Below are 14,892 nucleotides of genomic sequence, written 5' to 3' on the forward strand. Positions count from 1 at the left end.
GGGCTTAAGGTGCCAGGGCTTCAGATACCAGAGGTTCAGATGCCAGGGCTTCAGACGCCTGATGTTCAGCAGCAGGAAGGATCGATGCCTGAGGCTCGGACGTCCGGGGGTTGGGCAGCAGAACGTTCGATGTATGAGGGTTAACCCGGCTCAACAGCGCACAGCTGTGGTCCTGCAGCTCTTCGGCGTGGCCGCGGTTGAGCAGCAGCCAGTTGCGTTTCAGCACCATCAGCACGCGTTTGCCGCCGCCCAGCGAAGCGACGGTAATACCGTAGCTGCCCATCTCTTCGCGGGCACCGGGCAGCTCGCGGGCAATCAGGATAAACGGGCTGGTACGCTTAAACTCATCGCGGCTGATGACCCGCAGCTGGTAGTCATGATTGGCCAGCTGGTGGGTCTGCCACTGATTGCTGAGCTGGCCACTCAGGCTGTCGAGCCGCTGGCGGACGTCCGCCCGCAGGCAGGAGATATGAATATGCAGCTGATTCTGGCTGCGTCCCCAGCGCGAGTTGATCGCGAGCGCATAGACGCTCTCGTCAATCGGCGCGCCGCGGCGCTCCTCCATAAAATGCCGCGCGCGCCAGGCTTCGGCAAAGTAGTTGGCGGTGGCAGGATTGAGCAGTTTCTGGCTCTCAATGCCGCTGACTTTTGCCACCGGCAGCAGCAGGAACTGCAGCGGGCCGTTGCGGTCCTTCAGCACCACGTAGTCATCCGGCAAATTAACCAGCCGACAGGGCGCGGGCTGGTTGTTCAGCCGCTGGCCGGGCACGCACTGCTGGCTGACAATCTGCCACAGCGCATCCGCATTGCGTTGAAAATTAAACGCAACAATGCCGCTCGCGGCGGCGATCGCCACCACCACAGCCGCCACGCCCGCCGCCACCCACTTCGTTCCCTGCATCAGCCTCTGCCCCAGTCCACACGATGCCTGTAATGTAGTTCAGGCCTGTCCGAAGATCATGTGAAATCATCACGCGGGTGAACATTTTTCGGCGCTTTTCGTCACCCACAATGACTTAACGCAAATTAACCGCCGGGGACATAAAAAAAGGCTGACGGGGTCACCGTCAGCCTTTTTTATCGCTCGTGAAAATCTAACGCTTCATCACCTGATCGTAGGTGCCACCTTCCGCGAAGTGGGTCTTCTGCGCGGCGGTCCAGCCGCCAAATTTGCCGTCGATGGTGAACAGGTTCACCGGCGCGAAGGTGCTGGCGAACTGCTTCGCTACCGCCGGATCGCGAGGACGATAGAAGTTCTTCGCCGCGATCTCCTGGCCTTCCGGCGAGTAGAGGTACTTCAGGTAGGCATCGGCCACCTGACGGGTGTCGCGCTCGTCCACCACCTTATCCACCACCGAGACGGTCGGCTCAGCCAGGATCGACTCACCTGGCGTGACGATTTCAAACTTATCGGCACCCAGCTTGTTTACCGCCAGGTAGGCTTCGTTTTCCCACGCCAGCAGCACGTCACCAATGCCGCGTTCAACGAAGGTATTGGTCGCGCCGCGCGCGCCGGAGTCCTGTACTTCGACGTTCTTAAACAGCGCCTTCACGTACTCCTGCGCCTTCGCCTGGTCGCCTTTATTCTGATCCAGCGCCCAGCCCCAGGCCGCCAGATAGTTCCAGCGCGCGCCGCCGGAAGTTTTCGGGTTTGGCGTAATCACCGACACGCCCGGTTTGATCAGATCCGGCCAGTCGTGGATCTGTTTCGGGTTGCCTTTGCGTACCAGGAACACGATGGTCGAGGTATAAGGCGCGGAGTTATCCGGCAGGCGTTTAATCCAGTTTTTATCTATGCGGCCGCGCTCGGCAATCGCGTCCACGTCAGAGGCCAGCGCCAGGGTTACCACATCGGCCTTAATGCCGTTGATCACCGAGGTGGCCTGTTTGCCGGATCCGCCGTGTGACTGGCGAATCACCACGTTATCGCCGGTTTCCTGTTTGTAGTGTGCGCTGAACGCTTTGTTGTACTGCTCATACAGCTCACGCGTCGGATCGTAAGAGACGTTCAGCAGCTGAACATCCTTCGCCAGCACGCTGGTTGAGGCCAGTAACAGGGTAAATCCCACACTCCACTTATTCATCGCACACACTCCCCAAGGTTTTGTTGAGTGAAGCGTGACATAAAGTAACCAACGATTTAAAGAATTAAAAAACAGCTTTAATAACCATATGGAATATAGCTTTGCATAAAAAAGGCGCTGACCCGCAGCGCCTTGATTTTGCTTAGTAAAGGCGTTTCGCCGTTTCCAGCCAGTCGCCCTTAAATGGACGCTTCATATTTTCAATCGCGTCAATGATGTCGTGATGCACCATTTTTTCATTCTGGATACCGACGCAGCGGCCGCCGTAGCCCTGCAGCAGCAGTTCGATCGAGTAGGCACCCATGCGTGAAGCCAGGATACGGTCGTAAGCCACCGGCGCACCGCCGCGCTGAATATGGCCCAGCACCGTGGCGCGCGTTTCACGTTTGGTTTCAGATTCGATATATTTCGCCAGCTCGTCGACGTCGCAGATGTGCTCGGTAATCGCCACAATCGCGTGCTTTTTGCCTTTGGCGATGCCGGCTTTGATCTCATCCACCAGCTCTTCACGGGTGTAAGGCGCTTCCGGCAGGACGATAAACTCGCAGCCGCCGGCGATCGCCGCCGCCAGCGTCAGGTCGCCGCAGTAACGCCCCATCACTTCGACAATCGAAATACGCTGATGTGAAGAGGAGGTGTCGCGCAGGCGGTCAATCGCTTCCACCACCGTTTCCAGCGCGGTGAAATAGCCGATGGTGTAGTCGGTACCGGCTACGTCATTATCGATAGTACCCGGCAGACCGATGCACGGGAAGCCCATCTCGGTCAGGCGCTTGGCACCCATGTAGGAACCATCACCGCCGATCACCACCAGCGCATCAATGCCGCGTTTTTTCATGTTCTCAATCGCAACCGTACGCACCTCATCCTCGCGGAACGCCGGGAAACGGGCAGAGCCGAGGAAGGTGCCGCCGCGGTTGATCATGTCTGAAACGCTGTAGCGGTCGAGGTTGATCATGCGATCTTCGTACAGGCCCAGATAGCCATCATAAATACCACAGACTTCCAGTCCTTCACTCAATGCGGCGCGCACAACGCCACGGATCGCAGCGTTCATACCTGGGGCGTCACCGCCACTTGTCAGTACACCGATTTTTTTGATCATGACAACCTCTGAACTTGTTGATACCAATGATGAATTCTGAACGCCGGAGCGGAACAACCCACGCGACCGAGTAAGCAGAGTCTGATAAGTGCAATAGTATATCAAACACTGTGAGCTGAATTGATTCAGGTCACAGCCTAAATGGCTATTTTTTTTGCGGTAAGTCACGTTTCTTACAGCATCCGGACAGATAAACCACGTTTACTCGCCACAACCGGAAAAATTTCCCTGACGGCCTTCCGGCACCACCGAGCAGGGATCGAGATGAATAATCACGTCCGAACCCGGAAAACGCCTGAGCAGCGCCTGTTCCAGCTGGTCGGCAATATCGTGCGCCTGCAGCAGCGGCAGGTGGTCATCCATTTCCAGATGCAGCTGAATAAAACGTGTCGGGCCGGACTGGCGGGTACGCAGATCGTGCGCGCCCCGCACCCCCGGCCAGCCGGCGACGATCGCCAGCATCGCCTGATGCTCGGTTTCCGGCAACGCGCGATCCAGCAGCGCCTGCACAGCTTCATAGCCCATCCGCAGTGCACTGTAGAGGATCCAGACGCCAATCCCCAGCGCAAACAGCGCATCTGCACGGTGGAAGCCGTACCAGCTCAGCGCCAGAGAGAGCAAAATGGCCCCGTTCATCACCACGTCGGACTGATAGTGCAGCATGTCGGCACGGATCGCCTGACTGTGGGTATGACGCACCACCCAGCGCTGGAAGGTGACCAGCAATAGCGTAGAAAACAGCGCGATCAGGGTCACGATGATGCCCACCTGCGGCGAGGTCATCGGTTCCGGGGTCACCAGGTGCTGGAAGCCGGTCAGGAACAGGAACAGCGCCGATCCGGAAATAAACATGCTCTGCGCCAGCGCCGCAAGGGATTCGGCCTTACCATGGCCAAAGGTGTGCTCGGCATCGGCGGGCTGCAGCGAATAGCGCACCACCAGCAGATTGGTCAGCGAGGCGGCAATGTCGACCAGCGAGTCCACCAGCGCCGCCAGCACGCTGACCGACCCGGTATGCCACCAGGCAAAGATTTTGATAATCAGCAACAGTGAAGCCAGTACCGTCGCCGCAAGGGCCGCCGCGTTTACCAGCCGGGCATAGCGTTGATTCATGGCGCACGCTCTCAGAGAATGTGCACTCAGTATATCGGGTTTTGCGCAAAAAAAGCCCGGTAGTGGTGGCCGGTTGGCGATCAAAATGCGGTCGATGGGCCGCTACGGCCGGGAGACAGGGACAAATTTTTGCCAAAAAAAACCCCCTCATCATGAGGGGGAAGACAGGGATGTGTCTATGGCAAGGAAAACAGGGATACTCTGGTACAGGGACTACGTTACTGATGACTCGCTACTGATAACTTACGGGTTACTCCCGGTACTGCTTGCCGCCTGCAGCGGTGAGGAGACCTGCATATTCGTCAGCCGGCGCAATTCTTCAAGGCGCTGCTGGTGTCGTTTCTCTAAAACAGCCTGCTGCTGGGGCGTTAACAGGTGGTACATCTGGTTGCGTATGCGGGCCATTTCGACCTGCCGCGACACTTCCGCCTGCGCTATTTTTTCCGCCTGAGCCTGGTAGGCTGCCTGATCAAATTTTTCTGCAATAATCAATTCATGCATCTGTTCTAAATCGTTAATACTTATGGGAGAACGATCGTGACGTACCTGCTGCATCAGATCGCGCAACTGTTGCCGCTGTTGTTCAGTCAGGTTGATGCCATCAAACATATGGCTTTGCGGAACCTGCTGCAGCGTGCGGTTTGCGCCATCGTTCTGATGCATCTCGTCAGTCGTCGTCACGGCTGCTGCAAAGGCGTTGGAGAGTGTTAATATCAACGCCGGCACCGCAACGACGGCAGTAACATTGCGCATCGTGTACTCCCAGTTTTGTTGCGTATTTCGATTCAACGAGAGCCAGTTTAAAGTGCCCGCTGCAAACATGCGTCAGGGGGTGTAAAACTACGTAAAGTCAGTGATTAGGCGCGTTCGTTCACGGTATTTTGCCTGCGGAGGGCAATAAAAAATGAATAAAATCCTGTTGGTTGACGATGACCGCGAATTGACTTCGCTACTGAAAGAATTGCTGGAAATGGAAGGCTTCGACGTACTGGTTGCCGGCGACGGCGAACAGGCACTGGCGATACTGGACAGCACGGTTGACCTGTTACTTCTGGACGTAATGATGCCGAAGAAAAACGGCATTGATACCCTGAAAGAGTTGCGTCAGCAGCATCAGACCCCGGTGATCATGCTCACCGCCCGCGGCAGCGAACTGGACCGCGTACTCGGCCTTGAGCTGGGTGCCGACGACTATCTGCCAAAACCCTTTAACGACCGTGAACTGGTGGCGCGCATCCGCGCGATCCTGCGCCGGTCAAACTGGAGCGAGCAGCAGCAACAGCAGCACGACAACAGTTCGCCAACGCTGGAAGTGGATCAGCTGCGCCTCAATCCAGGACGCCAGGAAGCCAGCTTTGAAAATATCTCACTGGACTTAACCGGCACCGAGTTCACCCTGCTCTACCTGCTGGCGCAGCACCTCGGCCAGGTGGTGTCACGTGAGCACCTCAGCCAGGAAGTGCTGGGCAAACGGCTGACGCCGTTTGACCGCGCCATCGATATGCACATCTCCAACCTGCGGCGGAAACTGCCGGAGCGCAAAGACGGGCATCCGTGGTTTAAAACCCTGCGTGGTCGTGGCTACCTGATGGTGTCTGCCGCATGATCTCCAGCCTGACGACACGCATCTTTGCCATTTTCTGGCTGACGCTGGCGCTGGTGCTGATGCTGGTGCTGATGCTGCCGAAGCTGGACTCACGCCAGATGACCCCGCTGCTGGACAGTGAACAGCGGCAGGGGTTGATGATCGAGCAGCACGTCGAGGCAGAGCTGAGCCAGGATCCGCCCAATGACCTGATGTGGTGGCGCAGGCTGTTCCGCGCCATCGACAAATGGGCACCGCCCGGCCAGCGCCTGTTGCTGGTCACCAGCGAAGGGCGGGTGATTGGCGCCCAGCACAGCGAGATGCAGGTCATCAGGAATTTTATCGGCCAGGCCGATAACGCCGATCAGCCGCAGAAGAAAAAGTATGGCCGCGTTGAACTGGTCGGTCCGTTTTCGATTCGCGACGGGGAAGATAACTACCAGCTGTACCTGATTCGCCCGGCGGGCAGTTCGCAGCTGGACTTTATCAACCTGCTGTTTGACCGCCCGCTGCTGCTGCTGATGGTCACCATGCTGATCAGCTCGCCGCTGCTGCTGTGGCTGGCGTGGAGCCTGGCAAAACCGGCGCGACGGCTGAAACATGCCGCCGACGACGTCGCCGCCGGCAACCTGCGCCAGCGGCCGGAGCTGGAGTCCGGGCCGCAGGAGTTCCTGGCGGCCGGTGCCAGCTTTAACCAGATGATCAGCGCGCTGGCGCGGATGATGACCACCCAGCAGCGCCTGCTGTCGGATATCTCGCACGAGCTGCGCACCCCGCTGACCCGCCTGCAGCTGGCGACGGCGCTGATGCGCCGCCGTCACGGTGAAGGCAAGGAGCTGGGGCGCATTGAGATGGAGGCGCAGCGGCTGGACGGCATGATTAACGATCTGCTGGTGCTGTCGCGGGCGCAGCACACCAATGCGCTGGTCAGCGAAACCCTGAAGGCCAGCCATTTATGGTCTGACGTGCTGGAGGATGCGCGCTTTGAAGCCGAGCAGATGGGGAAATCACTGGAAGTCCCTTATCCGCCAGGCCCGTGGCCGCTGTACGGAAACCCGAACGCGCTGGACAGCGCGCTGGAGAACATCGTACGTAACGCCCTGCGCTACTCGCACAGCAAAATTTCGGTCAGCTTTGCGGTGGATAAAAAGGGCATCACCATCCACGTTGATGATGACGGTCCGGGGGTCAGCCCGGAAGATCGTGAACAGATTTTCCGGCCGTTCTACCGCACCGACGAGGCACGCGACCGCGAATCGGGCGGCACCGGGCTGGGGCTGGCGATCGTCGAGAACGCCATTCAGCAGCACCGGGGCTGGGTGAAAGCCGACGACAGCCCGCTGGGCGGCCTGCGGCTGACCATCTGGCTACCGTTATATACCACCCAGAGCGAATAATTTGTTATCCTGCGGCCCTCGTTTTTGAGGGCCGTCTTAATGCTTAACATCGTCTTGTTTGAACCTGAAATCCCGCCGAACACCGGCAATATCATCCGCCTGTGCGCCAACACCGGCTTCCGGCTGCACCTGATTAAACCACTGGGGTTTGCCTGGGATGATAAACGGCTGCGCCGTGCCGGGCTGGATTACCACGAATTCACCGCGATTAAGCATCACGACAGTTATGACGCCTTCCTCGCCAGCGAAGCGCCGCAGCGGCTGTTCGCTCTCACGACCAAAGGCACCCCGGCCCACAGCGCGGTCAGCTACCAGCCCGGTGACTATCTGCTGTTCGGCCCGGAAACCCGCGGCCTGCCGGCCTCTGTTCTCGACGCCCTGCCCGCACAGCAGAAGATCCGCATCCCGATGATGGCGGACAGCCGCAGCATGAACCTGTCGAACGCTGTTTCGGTGGTGGTCTACGAAGCGTGGCGCCAGCTCGACTACGCCGGTGCACTGATTAAGAAGTGATCGTCAGCATGGAGCCCTGGTGCCCCTTGTCAGCGATTACAGGGGCCGTCGGTGTCGCAGCCACTCTGGCTACGGCCAGCGCGGAGAACCCGGAGCGTACTGAAGTACGTAAGGAGTTCGAGCACTGCCCGAATTCAAAATGGCAAGTAAACCAGGCCGATCTCAGATCCCGTCGCCGAATTCGAAGCCGGGTACCGTGCCGTTAAAATGCTGATCCATATCCATCGACGGCTTGTCGCTGTTCGGCTTGCCGACGATGCGTGCCGGCACGCCGGCGGCGGTGGTATGCGGCGGCACCGGCTGCAGCACCACCGAACCGGCACCGATTTTCGCGCCGTGGCCGACTTCGATATTGCCGAGGATCTTGGCACCGGCACCAATCATCACCCCTTCACGGATCTTCGGATGGCGATCGCCGGTCGTTTTGCCGGTACCGCCCAGCGTGACGTTCTGCAGGATCGAAACGTCATCTTCAATCACCGCCGTCTCCCCCACCACAATGCCGGTAGCGTGGTCGAGCATGATGCCGCGGCCAATTTTTGCCGCCGGGTGGATATCGACGGCGAACGAGACCGAGATTTCGTTTTGCAGGTAGATCGCCAGCGCGCGGCGGCCTTCATTCCACAGCCAGTGGCCGATACGGTAAGCCTGCAGCGCATGGAAGCCTTTCAGGTAGAGCAGCGGAGTGGAGTATTTGTCGACCGCCGGGTCGCGCTGGCGCACCGCCTGAATATCACAGGCGGCCGAGACGATCATCGACGGATCCTGACGATAGGCGTCGAGGATCACCTCGCGGATCGCAATCGCCGGCATGATCGGGTTAGACAGCTTGTTGGCCAGCATATAGCTCAGCGCCAGGCCGAGGTCATCATGCTTTAACAGGGTGGCGTGGTAGAAACTGGCCAGCATTGGCTCACAGTCCGCCAGCGCGCGCGCTTCCGTTTTGATGTTATCCCAGATCAGTTCAGGTTCTACGCACGGCATGATTCTCTCCCCATTAAAAATAGCGCCCGGCGGGCGCTAACTACGTTCACGCGACCACTCCGGCTCAGCGACTGCTGTTCTCATCCTTCCTTGTGCGCCCCAGCAGGCTCAGGGCCGCCTCACGCGCATCTTTACCGCTGTACAGCACCTGAAAGATCTGCTCGGTAATCGGCATCTCAACGCCGTAACGTGCCGCCAGGGCCTTCACCTCTTTGGTATTACGGTAGCCTTCCACCACCTGACCAATCGCCTGCTGGGCTCCTTCCACGTCGGCACCCTGCCCGAGCATCATGCCAAAGCGACGGTTGCGCGACTGGTTATCGGTGCAGGTCAGCACCAGGTCGCCCAGCCCGGCCATGCCCATAAAGGTGGTCGGATCGGCGCCTAATGCCGCCCCAAGCCGGCTCATTTCGGCCAGCCCGCGGGTGATCAGCGCGGTGCGGGCATTGGCACCAAAGCCAATACCGTCGGACATGCCGGCACCGATGGCAATGACGTTCTTCACGGCGCCGCCGAGCTGAACGCCAATAAAATCGGGGTTGTTATACACGCGGAAGCTTTTGCCGCAGTGCAGCAGCTGCTGCAGCTCGTCGGCAAACAGACTGTCAGTTGCCGCCAGCGCGATCGCCGTTGGCAGGCCAGCCGCCAGCTCTTTGGCAAACGTCGGGCCGGAAATCACCGCCAGCGGGATCGACTCGCCGAGGATTTCGCGTGCCACGTCCTGTAACAGACGCCCGGTCTCCTTCTCCAGCCCTTTGGTCGCCCATACCAGGCGCGAGTCCGCCCGCAGGTGCGGCTTAATCTGCTGCAGCACGTCGCCAAACACGTGGCTCGGCACCACCACCAGCAGATCGCGGCTGGCGGCCACGGCGTTTGCCAGGTCGGTTTCCAGCTGCAGGGTATCCGGGAAGGGCACATCGGGAAGGAAAGCGCTGTTGCAGCGATCGGCCTGAAGCTGCGCCTGGCGCTGCGGGTTATGGCCCCACAGCACCACGTTGTGGCCGTTACGGGCCAGCGTAATCGCCAAAGCGGTGCCGTACGAGCCGGCACCGATGACGCTCATGGAAGCATGAGGGCTACGCATCAGGCATCCTGCTGCGGTGCTTCACCTTCGTTTGACTGCTGCAGGTAGTTCATAAACAGCGCGTCAAAGTTAACCGGTGCCAGGTTCAGCTGCGGGAAGGTGCCACGGGAAACCAGGCTGGTGATGCACTCACGGGCATACGGGAACAGAATGTTCGGGCAGTACGCGCCCAGGCAATGTGCCATCTGGGTGCCTTCGATACCACCGATAGAGAAGATGCCCGCCTGCTGCACTTCGCACAGGAATGCCGCTTCTTCACCCACGGTCGCGGTCACGGTGACGCGCAGCACGACTTCATACACGTCGTCAGCCAGCTGGGTAGAGGCGGTGTCCAGATCCAGTTTCACTTCCGGCTCCCACTCTTTCTGGAAGACCTGTGGCGCGTTAGGCGCTTCGAAGGAGATATCTTTGGTGTAGATACGCTGGATCTGGAAAGACATTTCGGTGTTGTTTTGTTCTGACATGGTACGTAATCCTATGGGTTAATAATCCGTTATTGTGCCGAAGCGCGGGTCAGCAATGGGCGCGTTACATGCGCGCCCGCTGCTAGTTCAGCAGCGGGTCAAGACCCTGCTGCGCGTCAAGCGCGAACAGGTCATCACAGCCACCGATGTGCCGATCGTCGATAAAAATTTGCGGTACCGTGGTGCGGCCGCTGCGGGCGATCATCTTCTCGCGCAGCGGCGCGTCGCCATCGATGGCAATCTCTTTAAACGCCACGCCTTTCTGGCTGAGCAGCGCCTTAGCACGATGGCAGAAAGGGCAGGTTGCTTTGGTATAAATCTCAACGTTAGCCATAGCGGCTCTCCTTCACTGTGTCAGACGGACTGCTATTTACCGCGCACCAGCGGCAGGTTCTCACTGCTCCAGCCGGATACGCCCTCTTTCAGGACGAACACCTGCGGAAAGCCTGCTGCGATCAGCTGTGCCGCAGAGTCAGACGCAGAGGTGCCGGTGGCACAAACCACGATCAGCGGCTGCGCTTTGTGTTTTTCCAGTTCGCTAAAGCTGCCTTTCTTGATATCCGCAGCCAGCACGTTAATCGCATTAGAGATATGGCCTTTACGGAAGTCATCACGCCCACGCACGTCCACTACCACGGCATCTTCTTTGTTAATTAAACGGGTAGCTTCACCACGGCTAATCACTTTTACTTTGGAGAACATGCCCTTAACGGTGGTCACGATCACCAAAACCAGCAAAACAACCCACGAAAGAGCTAAGATGGTGTGATTGCCTGCGAACTGCATAATATCTTGCATGAGGGGTAACAACTCCCGAAAGGGTTAATAAGCGAAAACAAGGGTTCTGAGTATACCTTTCGGGGCTGTCATGTACAGCCGCGAAGGCCGTCTGAATTGCGTTTTCTGCGGCATAATCCAAAAAAAAGTTGCCTTTAATGAAAAAGGCTATCCTGTGATCGAGGCGTGTCGCAACGGGTGGTGAATTGTTGCGCAGCTGCGCACTTCGCAGGCGATGCGCCACCTGACATTTGGCTTAACGTCATGCCCGCAATCTGCGGTTTAGCGGCTAAAAGGTCACGACTGGTAATAGAAAACCGCGCAGTGGTCGCTGGTAAGCCGCTGTTCATCGTGGAATAATCCGCGGCTATGAGGGAAAAAGCGACAGTGATCATTTCAAGGATTCCGCGTCATACCCCGCCGCGCCGGCGACTGCGCGGCGGCGTGTCCGCCCTGACCATCGGTGCATTGTGCAGCGCGATGCTGCTGTGCCCGCTCACCGCCGCAGCGGCTGACGATAATAAGTCGCAGCTGCAGAGCCTGCAGCAGGATATCGCGGCAAAAGAGAAAAGCGTGCAGCTGCAGAAGCAGCAGCGCAGCCAGCTGCTCAATCAGCTACAGAGCCAGGAAAAGGTGATTGCCCAGGCCAGCCGCCAGCTGCGCGATACCCGATCGGTCCTTGGCGCGCTCGGCAAAGAGATTACCACCCTGACCGCCTCGATCGCCCGGCTGCAGCAGCAGCAGCAGCAGCAGGAAGCACTGCTGGCCGATCAGCTGGATGCGGCCTTCCGCCAGGGCCAGCATAGCGGCCTGCAGCTGGTGCTGAGCGGCGAAGAGAGCCAACGCAGCGAGCGGATGCTGGCCTACTTCGGTTATCTCAATGATGCACGACAGAAGTCAATTGCGGAGCTGCAACAGACCCGCACTGACCTCTCGGCGCAGAAAACCAGCCTGGTGGATAAACAGGCGCAGCAAAAAAGCCTGTTAAGCCAGCAGCAGAGTCAGCAGCAGACGCTGGAAGGGGCGCGCCAGGCGCGGCAGAAAACCCTGACCACGCTGGAATCCTCGCTGGAGAAAGACCAGGCGCAGCTGGTTGAGCTGCGGCAGAACGAAAGCCGCCTGCGCGATAAGATCGCCAAAGCCGAGCGGGAGGCCAAAGCCCGCGCGGAGCGCGAAGCGCGTGAGGCGCAACAGGTGCGCGAGCGTGAGGCGCAGGCCAAACGCAAAGGCACCACCTACAAACCGACCGAGAACGAACGCGCGCTGGTCTCACGTACCGGCGGCCTTGGCCGGCCGGCCGGTCAGGCGATCTGGCCGGTACGCGGCCGCGTTGAACACCGCTTTGGCGAACAGCTGCAGGGTGAGCTACGCTGGAAAGGGCTGGTGATTGCCGCGCCGGAAGGCACTGAAGTTAAAGCGATTGCCGATGGCCGGGTGCTGATGGCCGACTGGCTGCAGGGCTACGGCCTGGTGGTGGTGGTTGAGCACGGTAAAGGTGATATGAGCCTGTACGGCTATAATCAGAGCGCGCTGGTCGGCGTCGGCACCCAGGTGAAAGCCGGGCAGCCGATCGCCCTGGTCGGCAACAGCGGCGGCCGCGGCACGCCGTCACTCTATTTTGAAATTCGTCGTCAGGGACAAGCCGTTAACCCGGTTCCGTGGCTAGGGAGATAACTGTGCAACGTCGAAAACTCAGCGCGCTGCTGGCAGCCGTGCTGATGGCCGGGCCGGCTTACGCCGGTAAGCTTTCGATCGTCATCGATGACTTTGGCTACCGGCCCGCGCAGGAGAACCAGGTATTACAGATGCCGGCGGCCATCTCGGTCGCGGTGCTGCCGAATGCCCCGCACGCCCGCGACATGGCGACCAAAGCCCACCAGCGCGGCCACGAGGTATTGATCCATCTGCCGATGGCCCCGCTCAGCAAACAGCCGCTGGAAAAAGATACCCTGCGCCCGGAGATGTCCGCCGACGAAATCGCACGTATCGTGCGTGAGGCCAGCGAGAAGGTGCCGTTTGCGGTGGGGCTGAACAACCATATGGGCAGCGCGATGACCTCCAGCCTGGCGGGGATGCAGAAGGTGATGCAGGTACTCTCGCACTACAACTTCTACTTCCTCGACAGCATGACCATCGGCAGCAGTAAGTCGGTGCAGGCCGCTGCGGGCACCAGCGTGAAGGTGATTAAACGCCGGGTGTTCCTCGACGATACGCAAAATGAAGCGGACATCCGCCGGCAGTTTATGCGGGCGGTGCGGCTGGCGCAGCGTGACGGTTCGGCGATCGCCATCGGCCATCCGCATCCGACTACCGTCCGCGTGCTGCAGCAGATGCTGCCGACCCTGCCCGCCGATATCACCCTGGTGCGCCCGAGCCAGCTGCTGAATGAGCCGCAGCGGGTGAATAACGCGCCGCTGCCGCCGGACAGCAAACCTCAGGCGGTGAAGCCGCGTAATCCGTTCCGCCCGGGCAAGGTCTGCCCGGTGAAGGTGGCCCCGGTGCCGGCCACGCGCGCGCTAAGCATCATCGCCGAAAGTCTGGCGGATGGCCCGCTGATCAAACAGGTGATGGCACAGATCGTCGGTTCGCCGACGACAAACGAACCAGCGACAGACAGGCCAGCAGCAGCCGGGCACTAGCGGCGGCCGGTACGCTCCGGCCGCAGAACAGCAGGCCGGGCGGGTCGTTCCCCCGGATGCCCGGCGTCATCAGGCGTCGCGCTCCGACGCCCGCCTTCTGCAGCTGCCCGCTCAGTCCCAGTCGAGGATCACCTTACCCGCCTGCCCGGCGCGCATCACATCAAAGCCCTGCTGAAACTCATCGATGTGCAGCCGGTGGGTGATCACCGGGCTGATATCCAGCCCGGACTGCAGCAGCGCCACCATTTTGTACCAGGTTTCAAACATCTCGCGGCCGTAGATACCTTTGATAAACAGCCCCTTGAAGATCACCTGATTCCAGTCAATCGCCATTTCGGCGGAGGGGATGCCCAGCATAGCGATGCGCCCGCCGTGGTTCATCACGCTGAGCATGCCGCGAAACGCCGCCGCCACCCCGGACATCTCCAGCCCGACGTCAAACCCCTCGGTCATACCCAGCTCGCTCATGGTTTGCGTCAGGTTCTGCTGACCCACGTTAACCGCCCGGGTGACGCCGACCTTCTGCGCCAGCGCCAGCCGGTAGTCGTTCACGTCGGTGATCACCACGTGGCGTGCACCCACGTGGCGGCAAATGGCCGCCGCCATAATGCCGATCGGCCCCGCGCCGGCGATCAGCACATCTTCGCCCACCAGGTCGAACGAGAGCGCGGTGTGCACCGCGTTGCCGAACGGATCGAAGATCGCCGCCAGTTCATCGGAAATATTATCGGGAATTTTGAAGGCGTTAGCCGCCGGGATCGTCAGGTATTCGGCGAAGCTGCCCTGGCGGTTGACGCCGATGCCGATGGCGTTACGGCACAGGTGGGTGCGGCCGCCGCGGCAGTTACGACAGTGGCCGCAGGTGATATGCCCCTCGCCAGAGACCCGGTCGCCGGGGGCGAAGCCGACCACCTCCTGGCCGACCGCCACCACCTCGCCGACGTACTCGTGGCCGGTGATCATCGGTACCGGAATGGTGCGCTGCGACCAGCTGTCCCAGTTGTAGATATGCACGTCGGTGCCGCAGATGGCGCTTTTGCGGATTTTAATCAGTACGTCGTTATGGCCCGGCTCCGGCACCGGCGCATCGTCAGTCATCCAGATGCCGGGGCGCGAGTGCAGTTTAGCGAGTGCTTTCATGGTGTGC

The 14,892-nt window shown here is 59.7% G+C and carries 15 protein-coding genes and 1 pseudogene; 5 read left to right on the forward strand and 11 right to left on the reverse strand.

What is annotated here, in order from left to right:
* Positions 1-148: 148 nt before the first annotated feature.
* The 5 genes and pseudogenes from GKQ23_RS22995 to cpxP form a co-directional block, all read right to left on the reverse strand.
* Positions 149-901: pseudogene (locus GKQ23_RS22995) on the reverse strand (CDP-diacylglycerol diphosphatase); the annotation flags it as partial.
* Between the two features lie 193 nt (positions 902-1,094).
* Positions 1,095-2,084, reverse strand: coding sequence for a sulfate ABC transporter substrate-binding protein (locus GKQ23_RS23000; RefSeq protein WP_212409512.1), 990 nt, complete (start codon positions 2,082-2,084; stop codon positions 1,095-1,097).
* A gap of 142 nt (positions 2,085-2,226) precedes the next feature.
* Positions 2,227-3,189 carry a 6-phosphofructokinase gene (gene pfkA, locus GKQ23_RS23005; RefSeq protein ID WP_056233642.1) on the reverse strand — a complete coding sequence of 321 codons (963 nt, stop codon included), beginning with the start codon at positions 3,187-3,189 and terminating at the stop codon, positions 2,227-2,229.
* 201 nt (positions 3,190-3,390) lie between these two features.
* Positions 3,391-4,302, reverse strand: coding sequence for a CDF family cation-efflux transporter FieF (fieF, locus tag GKQ23_RS23010; protein ID WP_212409513.1), 912 nt, complete (start codon positions 4,300-4,302; stop codon positions 3,391-3,393).
* A 243-nt stretch (positions 4,303-4,545) separates the two neighbouring features.
* Positions 4,546-5,055, reverse strand: coding sequence for a cell-envelope stress modulator CpxP (cpxP, locus tag GKQ23_RS23015; protein ID WP_056233638.1), 510 nt, complete (start codon positions 5,053-5,055; stop codon positions 4,546-4,548).
* Positions 5,056-5,206: 151 nt separating this feature from the next.
* Here cpxP and cpxR point away from each other — a divergent pair, with 151 nt between their 5' ends.
* Genes cpxR through trmL form a run of 3 tightly spaced genes read left to right on the forward strand, consistent with a single transcriptional unit; the run spans position 5,207 to position 7,797 of the window.
* Positions 5,207-5,908 carry an envelope stress response regulator transcription factor CpxR gene (cpxR, locus tag GKQ23_RS23020; RefSeq protein WP_101506224.1) on the forward strand — a complete coding sequence of 234 codons (702 nt, stop codon included), beginning with the start codon at positions 5,207-5,209 and terminating at the stop codon, positions 5,906-5,908.
* Entirely contained in the window at positions 5,905-7,284 is a 1,380-nt protein-coding gene (gene cpxA, locus GKQ23_RS23025) for an envelope stress sensor histidine kinase CpxA (RefSeq protein ID WP_101506223.1), read from the forward strand. The genes cpxR and cpxA overlap by 4 nt, the downstream gene beginning before the upstream one ends.
* Before the next feature lie 39 nt (positions 7,285-7,323).
* On the forward strand, positions 7,324-7,797 hold the full coding sequence (gene trmL / locus GKQ23_RS23030; RefSeq protein ID WP_101506222.1) for a tRNA (uridine(34)/cytosine(34)/5-carboxymethylaminomethyluridine(34)-2'-O)-methyltransferase TrmL: 474 nt from the start codon (positions 7,324-7,326) through the stop codon (positions 7,795-7,797).
* 162 nt (positions 7,798-7,959) lie between these two features.
* On the opposite strand, the gene cysE is transcribed toward trmL, so the two are convergent.
* The 5 genes from cysE to GKQ23_RS23055 all read right to left on the reverse strand — a co-directional run bounded on the left by cysE (position 7,960) and on the right by GKQ23_RS23055 (position 11,127).
* Positions 7,960-8,781: a serine O-acetyltransferase gene (cysE, locus tag GKQ23_RS23035; RefSeq protein WP_056233629.1), complete on the reverse strand. Its 822-nt coding sequence runs from the start codon at positions 8,779-8,781 to the stop codon at positions 7,960-7,962.
* Positions 8,782-8,845: 64 nt separating this feature from the next.
* Entirely contained in the window at positions 8,846-9,865 is a 1,020-nt protein-coding gene (gene gpsA / locus GKQ23_RS23040; RefSeq protein ID WP_212409514.1) for an NAD(P)H-dependent glycerol-3-phosphate dehydrogenase, read from the reverse strand.
* The gene (gene secB, locus GKQ23_RS23045) at positions 9,865-10,329 is read right to left on the reverse strand and encodes a protein-export chaperone SecB (RefSeq protein WP_056233624.1); all 465 of its coding nucleotides are present in this window, start codon (positions 10,327-10,329) and stop codon (positions 9,865-9,867) included. The genes gpsA and secB overlap by 1 nt, the downstream gene beginning before the upstream one ends.
* Before the next feature lie 82 nt (positions 10,330-10,411).
* The gene (gene grxC / locus GKQ23_RS23050; RefSeq protein WP_056233621.1) at positions 10,412-10,663 is read right to left on the reverse strand and encodes a glutaredoxin 3; all 252 of its coding nucleotides are present in this window, start codon (positions 10,661-10,663) and stop codon (positions 10,412-10,414) included.
* A gap of 32 nt (positions 10,664-10,695) precedes the next feature.
* Positions 10,696-11,127 carry a rhodanese-like domain-containing protein gene (locus GKQ23_RS23055; RefSeq protein WP_056233619.1) on the reverse strand — a complete coding sequence of 144 codons (432 nt, stop codon included), beginning with the start codon at positions 11,125-11,127 and terminating at the stop codon, positions 10,696-10,698.
* A 348-nt stretch (positions 11,128-11,475) separates the two neighbouring features.
* Here GKQ23_RS23055 and envC point away from each other — a divergent pair, with 348 nt between their 5' ends.
* Positions 11,476-12,780: a murein hydrolase activator EnvC gene (gene envC / locus GKQ23_RS23060; protein ID WP_082502301.1), complete on the forward strand. Its 1,305-nt coding sequence runs from the start codon at positions 11,476-11,478 to the stop codon at positions 12,778-12,780.
* A 44-nt stretch (positions 12,781-12,824) separates the two neighbouring features.
* Positions 12,825-13,745: a divergent polysaccharide deacetylase family protein gene (locus GKQ23_RS23065; RefSeq protein ID WP_101506244.1), complete on the forward strand. Its 921-nt coding sequence runs from the start codon at positions 12,825-12,827 to the stop codon at positions 13,743-13,745.
* 111 nt (positions 13,746-13,856) lie between these two features.
* Here GKQ23_RS23065 and tdh read toward each other — a convergent pair whose 3' ends face one another.
* Positions 13,857-14,885: an L-threonine 3-dehydrogenase gene (gene tdh / locus GKQ23_RS23070; protein WP_212409515.1), complete on the reverse strand. Its 1,029-nt coding sequence runs from the start codon at positions 14,883-14,885 to the stop codon at positions 13,857-13,859.
* Positions 14,886-14,892 lie beyond the last annotated feature (7 nt).

The sequence above is a fragment of the Erwinia sp. E602 genome (assembly GCF_018141005.1).
Lineage (GTDB): Bacteria > Pseudomonadota > Gammaproteobacteria > Enterobacterales > Enterobacteriaceae > Erwinia.